This is a genomic window from Rhodosalinus sp. K401 (genome assembly GCF_041365735.1).
Lineage (GTDB): Bacteria > Pseudomonadota > Alphaproteobacteria > Rhodobacterales > Rhodobacteraceae > Rhodosalinus.
On the sequence record NZ_JBGFSI010000006.1, the window covers coordinates 151,583 to 166,684 of the forward strand.

The following is a 15,102-nucleotide window of genomic DNA, read 5'->3' on the forward strand; positions in this document are numbered from 1 at the left end:
CGTTCCGCCCTGCGCTCTTGTCCGCTCAACGTGCTTTTGCCAGAGTTTGCAGGGCGGGTCCACTTGTCGCGCATCCGCCACAGCGCGGCGAGGACGGCGCGGAGGGTGATGGGCATTCCGCTCGCTTGTCCTCATGAAAGCGCCTAGTCTGCGCCGGGCGGGTCTCTTCCGCGCTTAGATGATCCTTGAAGGAAATCCATGGTATCCCCTTTGCGCCTTCGCCGCCTCGTGATGCTTCTGGCATTGCCGCTTCTGGCCGCGTGTTCCGTGCCCGAGCCCGGAAACGAGGGCGGGATCCACGATCCCTACGAGCCGGCGAACCGGCGGGTTCACGAGTTCAACAAGAGCCTCGACCGCTCCGTGGTCCGGCCGCTGGCGCGGGGCTACACCCGGGCCGTGCCCGACGGGATCGAGGACAGCATCGTTCAGTTCGGCGACACGTTCTCGACCCCGGGCTATGCCGTGAACCGCCTCCTGCAGGGGGATCTCCGGGGCGCCGGGCTCAACACCGTGCGGTTCGCGACGAATGCGGTTCTCGGGTTCGGGGGCATCTTCGATGTCGCCAAGGAGTTCGGGCTGCCGGCCGAGGCGACCGATTTCGGCGAGACGCTGGCGGTCTGGGGCGTTCCGGAGGGCGCCTATCGCGTGTCGCCCGTTTTCGGGCCCTCCACCGAACGCGATTCGGCGGGCCGCCTCGTGGGCTGGTTCCTCAACCCGCTCGACATCGCTCTGCCGCGGCCCGAACGGTATTCGGGGCTCGTGGCGCGGGGCCTTGGCGGGCTGACGGAGCGCGGGCGCTTCTCGGACACCTACGACTCCGTTCTGCATGAAAGTGCCGACAGCTATGCGCAGACCCGCCTGATCTATCTCCAGAGCCGGCGCTTCGAGCTGGGCGCGCGCAGCGGCGGCGCGCCGGCCGAGGAGACCTTCACCGATCCCTACGAGGAACTCTATGGCGACTGACATCTCCCGCCGCGGCTTCCTTGCCGGCGCCATCAGCGCCGCCTCGCTCGCGCCGCGCCCCGCTTTCGCGCTGACGGAGGGCCGGGCGCGCGGCCTCGTCGACAGCCTCGTCGAAGAGATCAACGCGGTCATCTCGTCCGGACGGTCGGAACGGCAGATGTACCCAGAATTCGAGCGCATCTTCCGGCGCTACGCCGACGTGCCGACCATCGCGGCCTACGCCCTCGGCGTGGACCGGCGCCGGGCGAGCGAGGCGCAGATGCGCGCCTTCACCGAGGCGTTCACCGGTTACATCTCGCGCAAGTACGGCAAGCGGTTCCGGGAGTTTTCCGGCGGGCGGCTCGAGGTCGAGACCGTGAGCCGGGTGAAGAACTATTACCAGGTCCGCACCACCGCCTACCTGCCGGGCCAGTCCCCCTTCATCGTGGATTTCCACGTCTCGGATCGGTCGGGCCGCGATCTCTTCTTCAACATGTTCATCGAAGGCGTGAACATGCTCCTGACGGAGCGCGAAGAGATCGGCGCCATGCTCGACCGGCGGGGCGGCGACATCGACCGGCTCATCGCGGAGCTGCGCGGCGCGGGCTGAGCGCCGGTCCGGTCAGTTGGCGCCGAAAAGATCGCGCAGCACCTGCTCCAGCACCGAATCGGCGACATCGTCACGGCCGCGCCGCTCTGCGGCGGGCCCGTCGCGCGATGCCGCGGGCGCGCGTTCCGCCGGGCGCAGCATCGGCAGGGGCCGCGGCGGCAGATCCGCGTGCACGCGGCGCATGGTTTCATGCCAGATCTCGGCGGGCAGCCCGCCGCCGGTGACGCCTGAGAGCGGGGTGTTGTCGTCGTATCCCATCCAGACGCCCGCGACGTAATCGGCGGTGAAGCCCACGAACCAGGCGTCGCGCGCGGCCTGCGTGGTGCCCGTCTTGCCCGCGGCCTCGCGATCGGGCAGGGCGGCGCGGCGGCCCGTGCCCTCGCTCACCACCTTCTCCATCATGTAGATCAATTCGCGCGCGGCCTCCTCGCGGATCACGCGTTCGCCGATGCCGCCTTCCGAATTGTCGATGAGCGCCCCCGCGTCGCCTTTCAGCCGCAGCTCCATCAGGCCGTAGGGCGATACCGAGGATCCGCCGTTCAGGATCCCGGCATAGGCGGCCGTCATCTCCAGCAGCGTCGACTCCGACGCCCCGAGCGCCAGCGCGGGGCCGGCGGCGAGATCGCTTTCGATACCGAAATCGGCGGCCACGCGCCGCACGTTCTCGCGCCCCACATGTTCGGAGATCTTCACCGCCGGGATGTTCAGCGAGCGCTTGAACGCCTCGGTGAGCGTCACGAGCCCCGCGTAATCGTTGGTGTAGTTCTCGGGCGACCAGGGGCCCGAGCCGGGAATGTCGATGGTGAGCGGCTCGTCGCGGATCATGTCGTTGGGGTGGTAGCCCAGTTCGAGCGCGGTGGCGTAGACGAAGGGCTTGAAGGCCGATCCGGTCTGGCGCTTGGCTTGCGTCGCGCGGTTGAACACGCCCGAGACGCGGGTCTTTCGGCCGCCCACCATGGCGCGCACCGCGCCGTCGGCCGACATCACGACGATGGCGGCCTGCGCCTCCGAGCCCTCGCGTACCTTGGTTTCGAAGATGTGCAGCAGCGCCTCTTCGGCGGCGCGCTGCATGGCCCGGTCGAGCGTGGTCGTGATGACCACGTCCTCGGTGGTGTCGCGCGTGAAGTATTCTGGCGTCGAGGACATCACCCAGTCCGCGAAATACCCCCCTGCCTTGGCCTCCGCGGTCTCGGAGAGCGCGGCCGGCTGCGCGAGCGCGGCCTGCGCCTCCGCCTCCGTCAGGTAGCCCTGCTCTTCCATCAGCCGGATCACCGTGGCCGCGCGGTTGCGGGAGCGTTCCAGGTTGTTGGTGGGTGCAAGCGCGGTGGGCGCGGTCAGCAGCCCCGCGAGCATCGCGCCCTCGGACGGCGCGAGGTTCCGCGCAGGCTTGCCGAAGAAGCGCTGCGCCGCGGCCTCGGCGCCGTGCGCGCCGCCGCCCATGTAGGCGCGATTGAGGTAGATCGAGAGGATCTCGTCCTTGGAGTACTTGGCCTCCATCGCCATGGCGTAAAGCGCCTCGCGCAGTTTCCGCCAGAGCGTGGTCTGCCGGCAGTCGGCCTCGTAGGCGGCCTGAGTTTCCCATGCGGCGGGGTCGTATCGCACGCCGAGGCAGAGCAGCTTCGCGGTCTGCTGGGTGATCGTGGAGCCGCCGTGACCCTGAAGCGGCCCGCGCCCTTCCGACAGGTTGATGCGGATGGCGCCCGCGATGCCGATCGGGTCCACCCCGGGATGCAGGCGGAAGCGCTTGTCCTCGGTGGCGATCACGGCGTTCTTGAGATGCGGCGACACGGTATCGGCCGTCACGACGCCGCCGAAGACCTCGCCGCGCCAGGCGAACACCTCGCCCTGCCGGTCGAGCAGGGTGACCGAGCCGCGCGCCCGCCCGTCCAGGATCTGCTCGTAGGGAGGCAGGGTGGCGTAATAATAGGCGACGCCGCCGCCGATCAGCAGCGCGACGATGAGGGTGACGCGCCAGGTCAGCCCCCAGAGCATCCGCGTGACGAAGGCGAAAAGGCCCGTGACGGCCGCCACGACGGGATTGCGCGGCGCCTTGCGCCGGCTGCCAGTCCTGCGTTTGCGCGGCGCGGGTTTGCGCGCGGCGGTCCTGGAGGTGGTTTTCCCGCGGCCCTTGCCCCGGCGATCCGCCACCAGCCGGGGCGGCCTGCGGCCTGAATCACTCATTATGCTTCTCTCGGCGCCTGCTCTGGGGGCGAGCATATCCTTTAAACGGCGCGATGTTTAGGGCGTCCGTGCCGCGGTGCAGCTTCACGTGTAGATTAAAAATAAGGCATATTTTTATTAATGCTCAAAAATTACGCATATGTTCGCGCCTTGCCGTCCCCGAGCGGGGGCAAATCTTTGCACCGCCTCCCCTGACCGATTTTCTGCATCTGCACAGGAGCAGCGGCAGCTGCCTAAGCGAAGGGGATGACGTTGAAACTGATCATAGCAACGATCAAGCCGTTCAAGCTCGAGGAGGTGCGCGAGGCGCTCACCTCCGTCGGCGTCCGCGGCATGATGGTCACGGAAATCAAGGGGTTCGGGTCGCAGTCCGGCCATACGGAGATCTATCGCGGCGCGGAATACGCCGTGAACTTCGTGCCCAAGGTCAAGCTCGAGATCGCGGTGGACGACGGCATGGTCGACCAGGTGGTCGAGACCATCGCCAAGACCGCGCGCACCGGAAAGATCGGCGACGGGAAGATCTTCGTCCTGGATCTTGCGCAGGCCGTTCGGGTGCGCACGGGCGAAACCAACGCGGACGCGCTTTGACGCGGGTCACAGGATGAAAGAGGGGAAAAAACCTATGAAACTCACGAGAACTCTTGCCCTGGCCGGCGTGCTGGCGGCGCTGCCCGCGCTCGCCATGGCGCAGGACGAGGCGCCGGCGCCGCTGGCGACGGACGAATTCGTCTGGATCATGAACTCGCTGCTGTTCCTGATCGGCGGCTTCCTGGTGTTCTTCATGGCCGCCGGCTTCGCCATGCTCGAGGGCGGGCTCGTCCGTTCTAAGAACGTGACAATGCAGATGACGAAGAACGTCGGGCTCTTCTCGCTCGCGGCGATCTTCTACTGGCTGATCGGCTACAACCTGATGTATCCGCTGGGCGACTGGGCTATCGAGGGCTGGTTCTCGGGCCTCTTCCCGGCCTGGGCGGTGCTCGAGCCCGTGGGCGTGACGCTCGCGGACGCCGATGATGCCTCCTACGCCTCGACCGGATCGGACTACATCTTCCAGTTGATGTTCTGCGCGGCGACCGCTTCGATCGTCTCGGGCGCGCTCGCCGAGCGGATCAAGCTCTGGCCGTTCCTGATCTTCACGATCGTCCTGACGGGCTTCATCTACCCGCTCACGGCGTCCTGGCAGTGGGGCGGCGGCTGGCTGTCCGAGGCCGGGTTCTCCGACTTTGCCGGCTCGACCGTCGTGCATGCCTGCGGCGCGGCCGCGGCGCTTGCCGGCGCGATCGTGCTCGGCCCGCGCAAGGGCAAGTACGACAAGGACGGCAAGGTGCACCCGATGCCGGGCTCCAACCTGGCGCTGGCGACGCTCGGGATGTTCATCCTGTGGCTCGGCTGGTTCGGCTTCAACGGCGGCTCGCAGCTCGCCATGGGGTCGGTCGGCGACGTGGCGGATGTCTCCCGCATCTTCTCCAACACCAACATGGCCGCGGCATCGGGCGCCGTCACCGCGCTGATCCTGACGCAAGTGCTCTATGGCAAGCCCGACCTGACCATGGTGCTCAACGGCGCGCTGGCGGGCCTCGTCTCGATCACCGCGGAGCCGCTCGCGCCCTCGCTTCTGCTTGCGGGCATCATCGGCGCCGTGGGCGGGGTGATCGTGGTGCTGACCGTCCCGATGCTCGACAAGTTCAAGATCGACGACGTGGTCGGCGCCATCCCGGTGCACGGTTTCGCCGGGATCTGGGGCACCTTCGCGGTCGTGCTGACCGGCACCTCCACGATCGTCCCGCAAATCCTCGGCATGGTCGGCATCATCGGCGCGACCTTCGTCCTGTCGCTGATCGTCTGGCTGATCCTCAACGCCGTGATCGGCATCCGCGTCGACGAGGAGGCGGAGATCAACGGCCTCGACGTGTCCGAGCTGGGCATGGAGGCCTACCCCGAGTTCTCCAAGGGCGGATCTTCCTGAGCCGATCCCGAAAGAACCTGAAAAGAGGCCCGGGCATGGTCGTGCCCGGGCCTTTTTCGTTTCCGTCGGTTATCGCGGCGGGGCTCAGGGCTCGACCTTCTGCGGCGCGCCGCTTGCCATGTTCGTGCCGACATAGGGAAGTTTCGCGGTCTTCCATGCGGCGAACCCCCCTTCCATGTGCGCGATCCGATCGAAACCCGCGTCGATCGCGGCGCGCGCGGTCTTCTCGGAGCGCACGCCGGAGCCGCAGTGGAACACGAGCCGCTTCTCCGACTGGCCGGGCAGGGATTTCGCGTCGAAGAAGGCGAGCGGCATCAGAAGCGCGCCCTCGATGTGCTCGAACATGTATTCCTGGGGCGTGCGCACGTCGATCAGCACGATCTCCCCGGCCCGGGCGGCGCGGGACACCTCCTCGGGGCTCCAGGTCTCGAGCTTGGCGTCGCCGACGGTCTCGGTCTTCATGAACGTCTCCTTGGCTGCATGGTCGGTCGGGGTCCGGATGCGGCCCCGCGCGCCCAAGACTAGCGGTTCGCCGCGCCGCCGCACAGAGGGCGGCGACGCGGCCGTGCCGGGTGGTCGAATCGTGCATGGGCGTGCTAGGTCTTGTTGAATGAACGAGTTCAGCCACAAGATAACCGCGTCGCGCCCGGTCATTCGTGCGCTCGACGAGGCCGCCATCAACCGCATCGCCGCCGGCGAGGTCGTGGAGCGGCCCGCCTCGGCGGTGAAGGAGCTTGTGGAGAACGCGATCGATTCCGGTGCCGGGCGGATCGAGATCGCCCAGGCCGACGGCGGCAAGACGCTGATCCGTGTCCGCGACGACGGCTGCGGCATGACGGCGGACGACCTTCCCTTCGCGGTGGCGCGTCATGCCACCTCCAAGATCGACGGGTCGGACCTCCTCGATATCCGCAGCTTCGGGTTCCGCGGCGAGGCGCTGGCCTCGCTCGGCGCGGTTGGCCGGCTGACGCTCACCAGCCGGGCGCAGGGCGCGGAGGCCGCGTCGCTGACCGTCACGGGCGGCGACATGGGCCCGGTGCGGCCCGCCGCGCTCGACCGCGGCACGGTGGTGGAACTGCGCGACCTCTTCCGTGCGACGCCCGCGCGGCTGAAGTTCCTGCGCACCGACCGCGCAGAGGCGCAGGCCATCGCCGACGCCGTGCGCCGCCTCTCCATGGCCGAACCCTTCGTGGGCTTCACGCTGCGCGACGTGACGGGTGGCGGCGAAGGGCGGGTCAGCTTCCGCGCCGACGCGGAGACCGGCGATCTTTTCGACGCGCTTGCCGGGCGGCTCGCCTCAGTGCTCGGAGAGGATTTCCTGCGAAACGCGCTTCCCATCGAGGCCGAGCGCGAGGGGCTGCGGCTGCGCGGTTACGCGGCGCTGCCCACCTATTCGCGCGGGGCGGCGGTGGCGCAGTATCTTTTCGTGAACGGTCGCCCGGTGCGCGACCGGATGCTGGTGGGCGCGCTGCGTGCCGCCTACATGGACGTGCTGCCGCGCGACCGCCACGCGGTGGCCGCGCTTTACATCGACTGCGATCCGCGGCTCGTGGACGTGAACGTGCATCCCGCCAAGACGGAGGTGCGCTTTCGCGACCCGGGCGTGGCCCGCGGGCTAATCGTCTCGGCGCTTCGCCATGCGCTGGCCGAGGCCGGGCACCGGGCGTCCACCACCGTGGCGGGGGCGGCGCTCGGCGCGGCGCGGCCCGAAGCGCCGGCCGCGCCCCGCTACCAGATGGACCGGCCCTCCGCCGGGGCGCGGGCCGCCTCCTACATGGCCCAGGCACCGGGCTTCGCCGAGATGGCGGACGACTGGAGCGCGCGGATCGACGCGCCGCAGGACGTGGCCGAGGACGCGCCAACCGCGCAGGCGGCGCCCGCGGAGCGGCTGCCGCTCGGCGCCGCGCGCGCGCAGCTTCACGAGACCTACATCGTCGCGCAGACGGAAGACGGCGTGGTGATCGTGGATCAGCACGCGGCGCATGAGCGGCTGGTCTACGAGCGGCTGAAGCGCCAGCTCGCCGAGGCGGATGTCGCGTCGCAGGCCCTGCTCATGCCCGAGATCGTGTCGCTGGCCGGCCCGGACCGGGCGCGCCTTCTGGACGCGGCGGAGGATCTGTCCCGTCTCGGGCTGGCGCTCGAGCCTTTCGGCGGCGACGCCATCGCCGTGCGCGCGACCCCGGCCGCGCTGGGCGCGGTGGATGCGCGCGCGCTCGTGCGCGACGTGGCCGACGAGCTGGCCGACGAGGGCGAAAGCCAGGCGGTCGAGACGCGGCTGCTCTCGGTGCTGAGCCGCGCCGCCTGCCACGGCTCCATCCGTGCGGGACGGCGGATGCGGGCCGAGGAGATGAACGCGCTGCTGCGCGAGATGGAGGCGACGCCGCTTTCGGGCCAGTGCAACCACGGGCGGCCCACTTACGTCGAGTTGAAGCTTGCCGACATCGAGCGGCTTTTCGGACGGCGATGATCGAGCTCGGCGACCGCGCCGTGGCGCTTGACGACCCCCTCGCCCTCGCGCTCATCGGCGGGGCGGCGCTTCTCCTGCTCGCCCTGTGGCTGCTGGTCGTGACCGCGCGCGCCGCGGGCCGGGCGGCGCGCACGGTCGAGCCGCTTCAACGGCAACTGGGCGCGCTCGGCCAGCGGGTGCGCGAACTGGGCGACGGGCAGCACCGGCTTTCGGGCGGGCTGACCCACGTCGCCGAGGCGCAGGCCCGCTCGCAGACGGAGACGCTGCGCCTGATGGAAGAGCGCCTCGCGCAGGTGAACGAGCGGATCGGCGAGAGCCTCTCGGGCAGCGCGCGGCGCACCGCCCATTCGCTGGGCGAGCTTCAGGAGCGTCTGAAGACCATCGACCGCGCGCAGGAGAAGATCGCCCAGCTTTCCGGCGATGTGCTCGGCCTGCAGGACATCCTGTCGAACAAGCAGACGCGCGGGGCGTTCGGCGAGATCCAGCTTTACGACATCCTCGCCAAGGCGTTGCCGCGCGACAGCTATTCGGTGCAGGGCAAGCTTGCCTCGGGCGCGCGGCCCGATGCGCTCGTGCACCTGCCGCACCCGCCCGGGCCCATCGTCATCGACAGCAAGTTCCCGCTCGAGGCGTACGAGGCGCTGCGGCGCGCGGAAACGCGCGAGGCGGCGCAGCGCGCGGCGCAAGCGTTCCGGCAGGCCGTGCGCGCCCATGTCCGCACGATCGCGGAGAAATACATCGTCGAGGGCGAAACGGCCGACGGGGCGCTGATGTTCCTGCCGTCCGAGGCCGTCTACGCAGAGCTTCACGGCAACTTCCCGGACCTCGTGCGGGAGGGCTTCGCGGCGCATGTCTGGATCGTGTCGCCCACCACCTGCATGGCCACGCTCAATACCATGCGCGCGGTCCTGAAGGACGCGCGGCTGCGCGCCGAGGCCGCGCGGATCCGCCGGGAACTGTCGCTGCTGGGGTCGGACATGGCCCGGCTCGGGCAGCGCGTGGAGAATCTCGACCGTCACTTCGGACAGGCGGCGCGGGACGTCGCCGAGATCAGGCTGAGCGCGGAGAAGGCGGCCGCCCGGGCGCACCGGCTCGACCGGTTCGAGTTCGACGACCCGATCGATGAGGCGGCGGCTGGACCGCCGTCCCCGGACGCGGCGGAGTGAGCGGACCGCCGGCCGGGATCAGATTTGCAGGAAGGGCTGGGCGAGCCGCGGCACGAGGCCCGAGAACCGCAAGGGGGCGTCGGTGACCGCGAGGCAGATGCAATCCTCGCCCTCTTCGGCGACGGGGCTGTGGTGCAGCTTCTCGTCGGCGATCTCGACGTCGCCCGGCCCGAAGCGATCGCTCTCGTCACTGAATGCGCCGCGCAGGACGAGCGTGACCTCGGCACCGCTGTGCCCGTGATCCGGAACCGCCATGCCTGCGGGGATGTAGAGAAGCCGCGCGCGCGCCTCGCCGGTCATGGGCAGGAGGGCCTGCTTAACGCCGCGGCCGATGTTCTGCCAGCGCACGTCGTCGAGACCGCCGCCGACATAGACCCGAACGGGCGCGGGCAACGCCTCGCCGGGCGCGGCCTCCGGTATGGCAGCTTCGGCAGGCTCGGGAAGACCCGTCTCGATCAGGCGCAGCGTCGCGGCGAGGCTGTCCTCGTCGAGCGCCACCGCGTTCTCGTTTTCCAGTACGGCGCCGCCCAGGGTTTCGTAACTCTCGGCCTCGGCACGGCAGGCGTCGCACAGGGACAGGTGCGACGCCACCACGAGATCGAAGGCCTCGGGCAGGGCGCCGGCGGCGTAAGCCATCAGCAGTTGCGGACTCAGGTGATGCTTGATCTTGGCACTCATCGGCATGGTCACTTCATTTCGTGGCGCAGGCGCTCCAGCGCCAGGCGAATTCTCGATTTTATGGTGCCGAGCGGCAGGCCCGTCTCGGCGGCGATCTCGGTGTGACTGAGTTCCCCGAAATACGCGCGCTCGATCAGGTATCTCTGCTTGTCCGGCAGCGCGCGCAGCGCCTCGGCCAGGCGGTCCGTCTCCTGCTGGAGCGTCACCACCTCTTCCTGGTCGGGGTCCGCCTCGGGCCCCCAGGGAAGATCCTCGGGCTCGGGGCGGCGCTGGCGGCGCAGCGCGTCGATCCGGCGATTTCGCGCGATCGTGAACACCCAGGTGGCGACGCTGGCGCGGGCCGGGTCGAACTGGTGCGCCTTCTGCCAGAGCGTCGCCATCACTTCCTGCGTGCATTCCTCGGCAAGGCCGGCATCCGCGCCCGACCGGATCAGGAACGCCTTCACGCGCGGGGCGAAATGTCCGAAAAGCTCGGCGAAGGCGCCCTGATCGCGCGTGTCCCGGATGCGATGGACATGCGCGGTCCAGTCGCAGGCGGCATCGCTCTTGGCGTCTCCCGCACCCGTCACGATCGCGGCCCGCGCTGCATCGGCGCGCCCGCCCGGAAAGCTGGAAAGCACAGGCGCCGGAGGCGGTGTGAATGCGTGGTCGAGTGTGTCGACATCCGTAAACATACCTTTATTACGGGTCGCCGAAAGCGGTGGATCACCCGGGCCGAAAGATTCCTTGTCATCGGCCCGGCCAAGATCACCGTAATGAAGTGCACAAGACAACCCAATAGACGGAGTCCGCCCCCCATGCCATTCGAGCAGCCCCCCACCACCCCCCGCAGGATCGCCGTGATCGGCGGAGGCATTTCCGGCATGGGCGCGGCGCATTACCTGGCGGACGCGCACCGCGTGACGCTCTTCGAGGCGGAGCCGCGGCTGGGCGGTCATGCGCGCACGGTGCTCGCGGGCAAGCGCGGCGACCAGCCGGTGGACATGGGATTCATCGTCTTCAACAACGCCAATTACCCGCTTCTCACCCGGCTGTTCGACGACCTCGACGTGCCCGTGACGGAAAGCCGCATGAGCTTCGGTGTCTCGATCGACGGGGGGCGCTTCGAATACGGTCTTTCCAGTCTAGGGTCGGTTTTCGCGCAGCGCCGCAATCTCGCAGACCCGCGCTACTGGCGGCTCATCCGCGACGTGCTGCGCTTCAACGCGCGGGGGTACGACACCGCGCAGGAGGCCGGGCTGACCGTGGGCGGCCTGCTCGACCGGCTGTGCTCGGGCCGCTGGTTCCGCGACTACTACCTGCTGCCCTTCTCGGGCGCGATCTGGTCGGTGCCCAAGGCGCAGATACTGGAATTCCCGGCCCGCGCGATGCTGGAATTCTTCCGCAACCACCACCTGCTCGGGATCACCGGACAGCACCAGTGGTACACCGTGGCCGGCGGCTCGATCGCGTATGTCCGCCGCCTCGAGGCGGCGCTCGGCGGCCAGGGAGTGGACATCCGCAAGGGCTGCGCGGTGCGTTCCGTGCGCCGGGATGCCGGCGGCGTGGAGGTGGCGGTGCCCGGCGGCCCACCCGAGCGGTTCGACGAAGTGGTGTTCGCCACCCATTCGGACCAGGCGATGCGGCTTCTGTCGGATCCGACCGCCGAGGAGCGCGCCACGGTCGGGCGCATCGGCTACCAGCCCAACCGCGTGGTGCTGCATTCCGACACCGGCGTGATGCCGCGCCGGCGGCTCGCCTGGTCGTCGTGGAACTACACCGAGGACCCTGGCGGGCCGCAGGGGCGGATCGGGGTGAGCTACTGGATGAACTCGCTTCAGCCGATCCCCGAGGACGATCCGCTTTTCGTGACGCTGAACGACGCGCGCCCCATCCGCGAGGAGCTCATCCACGAAGAGACCACCTTCGCGCACCCGGTCTACGACACCGCGGCGCTCGAGGCGCAGGCGCGGTTGCCCGAACTCCAGGGCGCCAACGGCACATGGTTCTGCGGCGCCTGGGTCAAGAACGGGTTCCACGAGGACGGCCTGTCGAGCGCCCATGACGTGGCGCGGACGATCCTTGCCCGCGACGCCGGGATCGCGGCGGCGTGACCGCGCGGATCGAGCATATCGCCGGGCAGACCTTCCACGGGCGGAAGGGCGAGGTCCGCAACGCGTTCCGCTACGGCGTGGATTACCTTCTGCTCGACGCGGAGGCGGAGGTTGCCGCGCCGCGGCTCTTTTCCCGCAACGCGCGGAACCTCGTCTCGCTCTGGGACGTGGATCACGGCGGGGCGCGGGGCGCGGGGCGCGGGGCGGCCTGGGTGCGCGACGTGCTTGCCGCCCACGGGCTCGATCTGCCGGGACCGGTGCTGCTGCTCGCGCAGCCGCGGGTGCTGGGCCACGTCTTCAACCCGGTCAGCTTCTGGCTGTGCCATGACGCGGAGGCGCGGCTTTGTGCTGTGATCGCGGAGGTCAACAACACCTTCGGCGACCGTCACTCCTATCTCGTGCATCACGACGACCTGCGCCCGATCGCGGCCGAGGACCGGCTGACCTCGCGCAAGATCTTCCACGTCTCGCCGTTCCAGCCGGTGGAGGGCGACTACACTTTCCGCTTCGACATAACCCGCGAGCGTGTCGGCGTGTGGATCGACTACCTGCGGGAGGATGGCGGCCTTCTGGCCACGCTGACGGGGCCGCGTCGCCCACTGACCACCCGCCGGCTTCTCGGTACCGGTCTGCGCCGGCCCTTCGGCTCGCGGAGGGTGCTCGCGCTCATTCACTGGCAGGCGCTGAAGCTGTGGTGGAAGGGCGCACGCTTCCATTCCCGCCCCGAGCCGCCGGAGGCCGAGATCACCCGATGACCCAGCGCCTCCCGGCCTATGGCCTGTTCGCCGCGATGCTCGCGGCGGCCGGGCTTCCGCTCTATATCCACGCGCCGAAGGTCTATGTGGACGAATACGGCGTGAGCCTTGCCGCGCTGGGCGCGGTGCTCTTCGGTCTGCGCCTTCTGGACGTGGTGCAGGATCCGCTGCTCGGTCGGCTCGTCGCGATGCTGCGGGGCCGCCGGCGGATCGCCGTCGCGGCAGGCGTCGCCATCATCGGCGCGGCGATGGTCGGGCTTTTCGGCGTGACGCCGCCGGTGGCCCCGCTTCTGTGGTTCGCGCTGATGCTGACATTCGTCTTCTCCGCGTTCAGCTTCCTGACCATCGCCTTCTACGCGCAAGGCGTGACCAAGGCGGACGACCTCGGACAGGGTGGGCATCTTCGTGTCGCGCGATGGCGCGAGACCGGCGCGCTTCTGGGCGTTTCCGCGGCGGCGGTGGCCCCCGCCGTGCTGGGATTCTCGGTCTTCGCCTGGGTTTTCGCCGCGCTGGCGCTGGCGGCGGGCCTTTCGATGCGGCGCGAATGGCGCGGCCCGGCCGGCGACGCGCTGGGCGGCGGGGGATTCGGACCCGTGCTGGCTGACCCGGGCGCGCGCCGGCTGCTGCTTGTCGCGCTCGCGAACGCGACGCCCGTGGCGGTGACATCCACGCTCTTCCTGTTCTTCGTCGAAAGCCGCCTTCAGGCGCCGGGCTACGAGGGGCCGTTGCTGCTGCTGTTTTTCATGGCCGCGGCCGGGGCGGCGCCCGCCTGGGGCGTGGCGGCCGACCGTTACGGGGCGCGGCGCGTGCTTCTTGGCGCGATGTCGCTGTCGGTCCTGGGCTTCATCTTCGCGCTCGGGCTCGGCGCGGGGGACTGGCCGGCCTTCGCGGTGATCTGCGTGATCACCGGCGCGGCGCTCGGCGCCGACATGGTGGTGCTGCCCGCGCTCTTCGCGAGCCGTCTCGCGGTGGTCGCGCCCGGGGCGGCGGAGGGCTTCGGGCTGTGGTCCTTCGTGTCGAAGGCCACGCTGGCGATCGCGGCGGTCTCGCTTCTGCCCGCGCTCGAGGCCGCGGGTTTCGAGGCCGGCACCGAGAACGACGAAACCGCCCTCTGGACGCTGACCTTCCTCTACGCGGGCGTACCTTGCGTGCTGAAACTCCTGGCCATGGGGTTGCTCGTCACCGCGCCCCTCGACGAGAAGTGAGGCGATGAGCGCCCGCCCGAATGCCGTGACCGGCACGGACGGACACGCCCGCGCCGGCATCGTGGATGTTGTGGACGCGCAGCCGGGCTGGCACAAATGCGAGACGGGCATGCGACGCGGCAGCACCCGTCCGTCCGCGGCAAGCATCCGGGCGCGCGCAGCCGCTGCGGCCCGGCGGGTCCGCGCGGCGGACAACAACGACGCGGACCCGGTCGGCAGCCGCTGGGCCGTTCGGGCGGAACCGGCGACTACTCACGGAAAGGAGACGGCGTGAAGGACTGGACTGGTAAACGCTACTGGCTGATCGGGGCGAGCGAAGGGCTCGGTGAGGCGCTCGCGCGCAAGATGAGCGCGGCGGGCGTGGAACTCATCCTGTCCGCGCGCAGCGCAGAAAAGCTCAAGGCGCTGGCGGAGGGCCTGCCTGGGCGCGCCTCGGCCGTGCCGGTGGACGTGACCGACCGCGAAAGCCTCGAGCGCGCGGCGGCCGAGATCGGAGAGATCGACGGGATGGTGTTCCTCGCCGGGGTCTACTGGCCGATGCCGTCGCAGGAGTGGAAGCCCGAGCAGGTCGAGGCCATGGCCGACGTGAACTTCACCGGCGCGGTGCGCGCGGTGGGCGCCGTCCTGCCGGCCATGGTGGCGCGCGATCGGGGCCACATCGTGCTGACCGGCAGCCTCTCGGGATTCCGCGGTCTGCCCGGCGCGATCGGCTACGCCGCCTCGAAGGCCGGCGTCATGGCGCTGGCCGAAAGCATGCATTGCGACCTGCGAAAGACGGGCGTCGAGGTGCAACTCGTCAACCCGGGTTTCGTGCGCACGCGGCTCACCGACAAGAACGAGTTCCACATGCCCTTCCTGATGGAACCCGAGCACGCGGCGCGGGAGATCTTCGAGCACATGAGCGCGGGCGGCTTCGCGCGCAACTTTCCCACGCTCTTCTCGCTTCTGTTCCGGGGAAGCCTCTTTCTGCCGGACTGGCTTTACTACCGTGTCTTCTCATAGCATGAGCGGCTTCGCGGCAGCCGCCGCCCAGCCG

Annotated in this window: 14 protein-coding genes; 10 read left to right on the forward strand and 4 right to left on the reverse strand. The window is 69.5% G+C overall.

Going from position 1 to position 15,102, the window contains the following annotated elements; translation table 11 throughout:
- Positions 1-198 precede the first annotated feature (198 nt).
- Both AB6A66_RS09215 and AB6A66_RS09220 read left to right on the forward strand, forming a co-directional pair.
- A complete protein-coding gene (locus AB6A66_RS09215) occupies positions 199-963 on the forward strand; it encodes a VacJ family lipoprotein (protein ID WP_371055644.1) in 765 nt (254 codons plus the stop codon).
- Entirely contained in the window at positions 953-1,552 is a 600-nt protein-coding gene (locus AB6A66_RS09220; protein WP_371055645.1) for a phospholipid-binding protein MlaC, read from the forward strand. Before AB6A66_RS09215 ends, AB6A66_RS09220 begins: the two co-directional genes overlap by 11 nt.
- 12 nt (positions 1,553-1,564) lie before the next feature.
- Here AB6A66_RS09220 and AB6A66_RS09225 read toward each other — a convergent pair whose 3' ends face one another.
- Entirely contained in the window at positions 1,565-3,733 is a 2,169-nt protein-coding gene (locus tag AB6A66_RS09225; RefSeq protein WP_371055646.1) for a transglycosylase domain-containing protein, read from the reverse strand.
- A gap of 252 nt (positions 3,734-3,985) precedes the next feature.
- Here AB6A66_RS09225 and AB6A66_RS09230 point away from each other — a divergent pair, with 252 nt between their 5' ends.
- Positions 3,986-4,324, forward strand: a complete 339-nt coding sequence (locus tag AB6A66_RS09230; protein ID WP_371039259.1) for a P-II family nitrogen regulator — start codon at positions 3,986-3,988, stop codon at positions 4,322-4,324.
- A gap of 34 nt (positions 4,325-4,358) precedes the next feature.
- Positions 4,359-5,702, forward strand: a complete 1,344-nt coding sequence (locus AB6A66_RS09235) for an ammonium transporter (RefSeq protein WP_371055647.1) — start codon at positions 4,359-4,361, stop codon at positions 5,700-5,702.
- Between the two features lie 84 nt (positions 5,703-5,786).
- Here the strand turns inward: AB6A66_RS09235 and AB6A66_RS09240 are convergent, their stop codons facing one another.
- Positions 5,787-6,164 (reverse strand): rhodanese-like domain-containing protein, encoded by a 378-nt coding sequence (locus tag AB6A66_RS09240; RefSeq protein ID WP_371055648.1) that lies wholly within the window; start codon positions 6,162-6,164, stop codon positions 5,787-5,789.
- A gap of 148 nt (positions 6,165-6,312) precedes the next feature.
- Here AB6A66_RS09240 and mutL point away from each other — a divergent pair, with 148 nt between their 5' ends.
- Together mutL and AB6A66_RS09250 are read left to right on the forward strand one after the other, a co-directional pair.
- Complete coding sequence (mutL, locus tag AB6A66_RS09245) at positions 6,313-8,169, forward strand: DNA mismatch repair endonuclease MutL (protein WP_371055649.1); 1,857 nt, start codon at positions 6,313-6,315, stop codon at positions 8,167-8,169.
- A complete protein-coding gene (locus AB6A66_RS09250; protein WP_371055650.1) occupies positions 8,166-9,335 on the forward strand; it encodes a DNA recombination protein RmuC in 1,170 nt (389 codons plus the stop codon). Before mutL ends, AB6A66_RS09250 begins: the two co-directional genes overlap by 4 nt.
- A gap of 18 nt (positions 9,336-9,353) precedes the next feature.
- Here the strand turns inward: AB6A66_RS09250 and AB6A66_RS09255 are convergent, their stop codons facing one another.
- Positions 9,354-10,013 (reverse strand): ChrR family anti-sigma-E factor, encoded by a 660-nt coding sequence (locus AB6A66_RS09255; RefSeq protein WP_371055672.1) that lies wholly within the window; start codon positions 10,011-10,013, stop codon positions 9,354-9,356.
- A gap of 8 nt (positions 10,014-10,021) precedes the next feature.
- Positions 10,022-10,687: a sigma-70 family RNA polymerase sigma factor gene (locus AB6A66_RS09260; protein WP_371055651.1), complete on the reverse strand. Its 666-nt coding sequence runs from the start codon at positions 10,685-10,687 to the stop codon at positions 10,022-10,024.
- Between the two features lie 123 nt (positions 10,688-10,810).
- Here AB6A66_RS09260 and AB6A66_RS09265 point away from each other — a divergent pair, with 123 nt between their 5' ends.
- The 4 genes from AB6A66_RS09265 (at position 10,811) to AB6A66_RS09280 (ending at position 15,068) form a co-directional block, all read left to right on the forward strand.
- Entirely contained in the window at positions 10,811-12,106 is a 1,296-nt protein-coding gene (locus tag AB6A66_RS09265) for an NAD(P)/FAD-dependent oxidoreductase (RefSeq protein ID WP_371055652.1), read from the forward strand.
- Positions 12,103-12,861, forward strand: coding sequence for a DUF1365 domain-containing protein (locus tag AB6A66_RS09270; RefSeq protein WP_371055653.1), 759 nt, complete (start codon positions 12,103-12,105; stop codon positions 12,859-12,861). The genes AB6A66_RS09265 and AB6A66_RS09270 overlap by 4 nt, the downstream gene beginning before the upstream one ends.
- Positions 12,858-14,066: an MFS transporter gene (locus AB6A66_RS09275; RefSeq protein ID WP_371055654.1), complete on the forward strand. Its 1,209-nt coding sequence runs from the start codon at positions 12,858-12,860 to the stop codon at positions 14,064-14,066. The genes AB6A66_RS09270 and AB6A66_RS09275 overlap by 4 nt, the downstream gene beginning before the upstream one ends.
- A gap of 270 nt (positions 14,067-14,336) precedes the next feature.
- Positions 14,337-15,068 (forward strand): SDR family NAD(P)-dependent oxidoreductase, encoded by a 732-nt coding sequence (locus tag AB6A66_RS09280; RefSeq protein ID WP_371055655.1) that lies wholly within the window; start codon positions 14,337-14,339, stop codon positions 15,066-15,068.
- Positions 15,069-15,102: the final 34 nt, after the last annotated feature.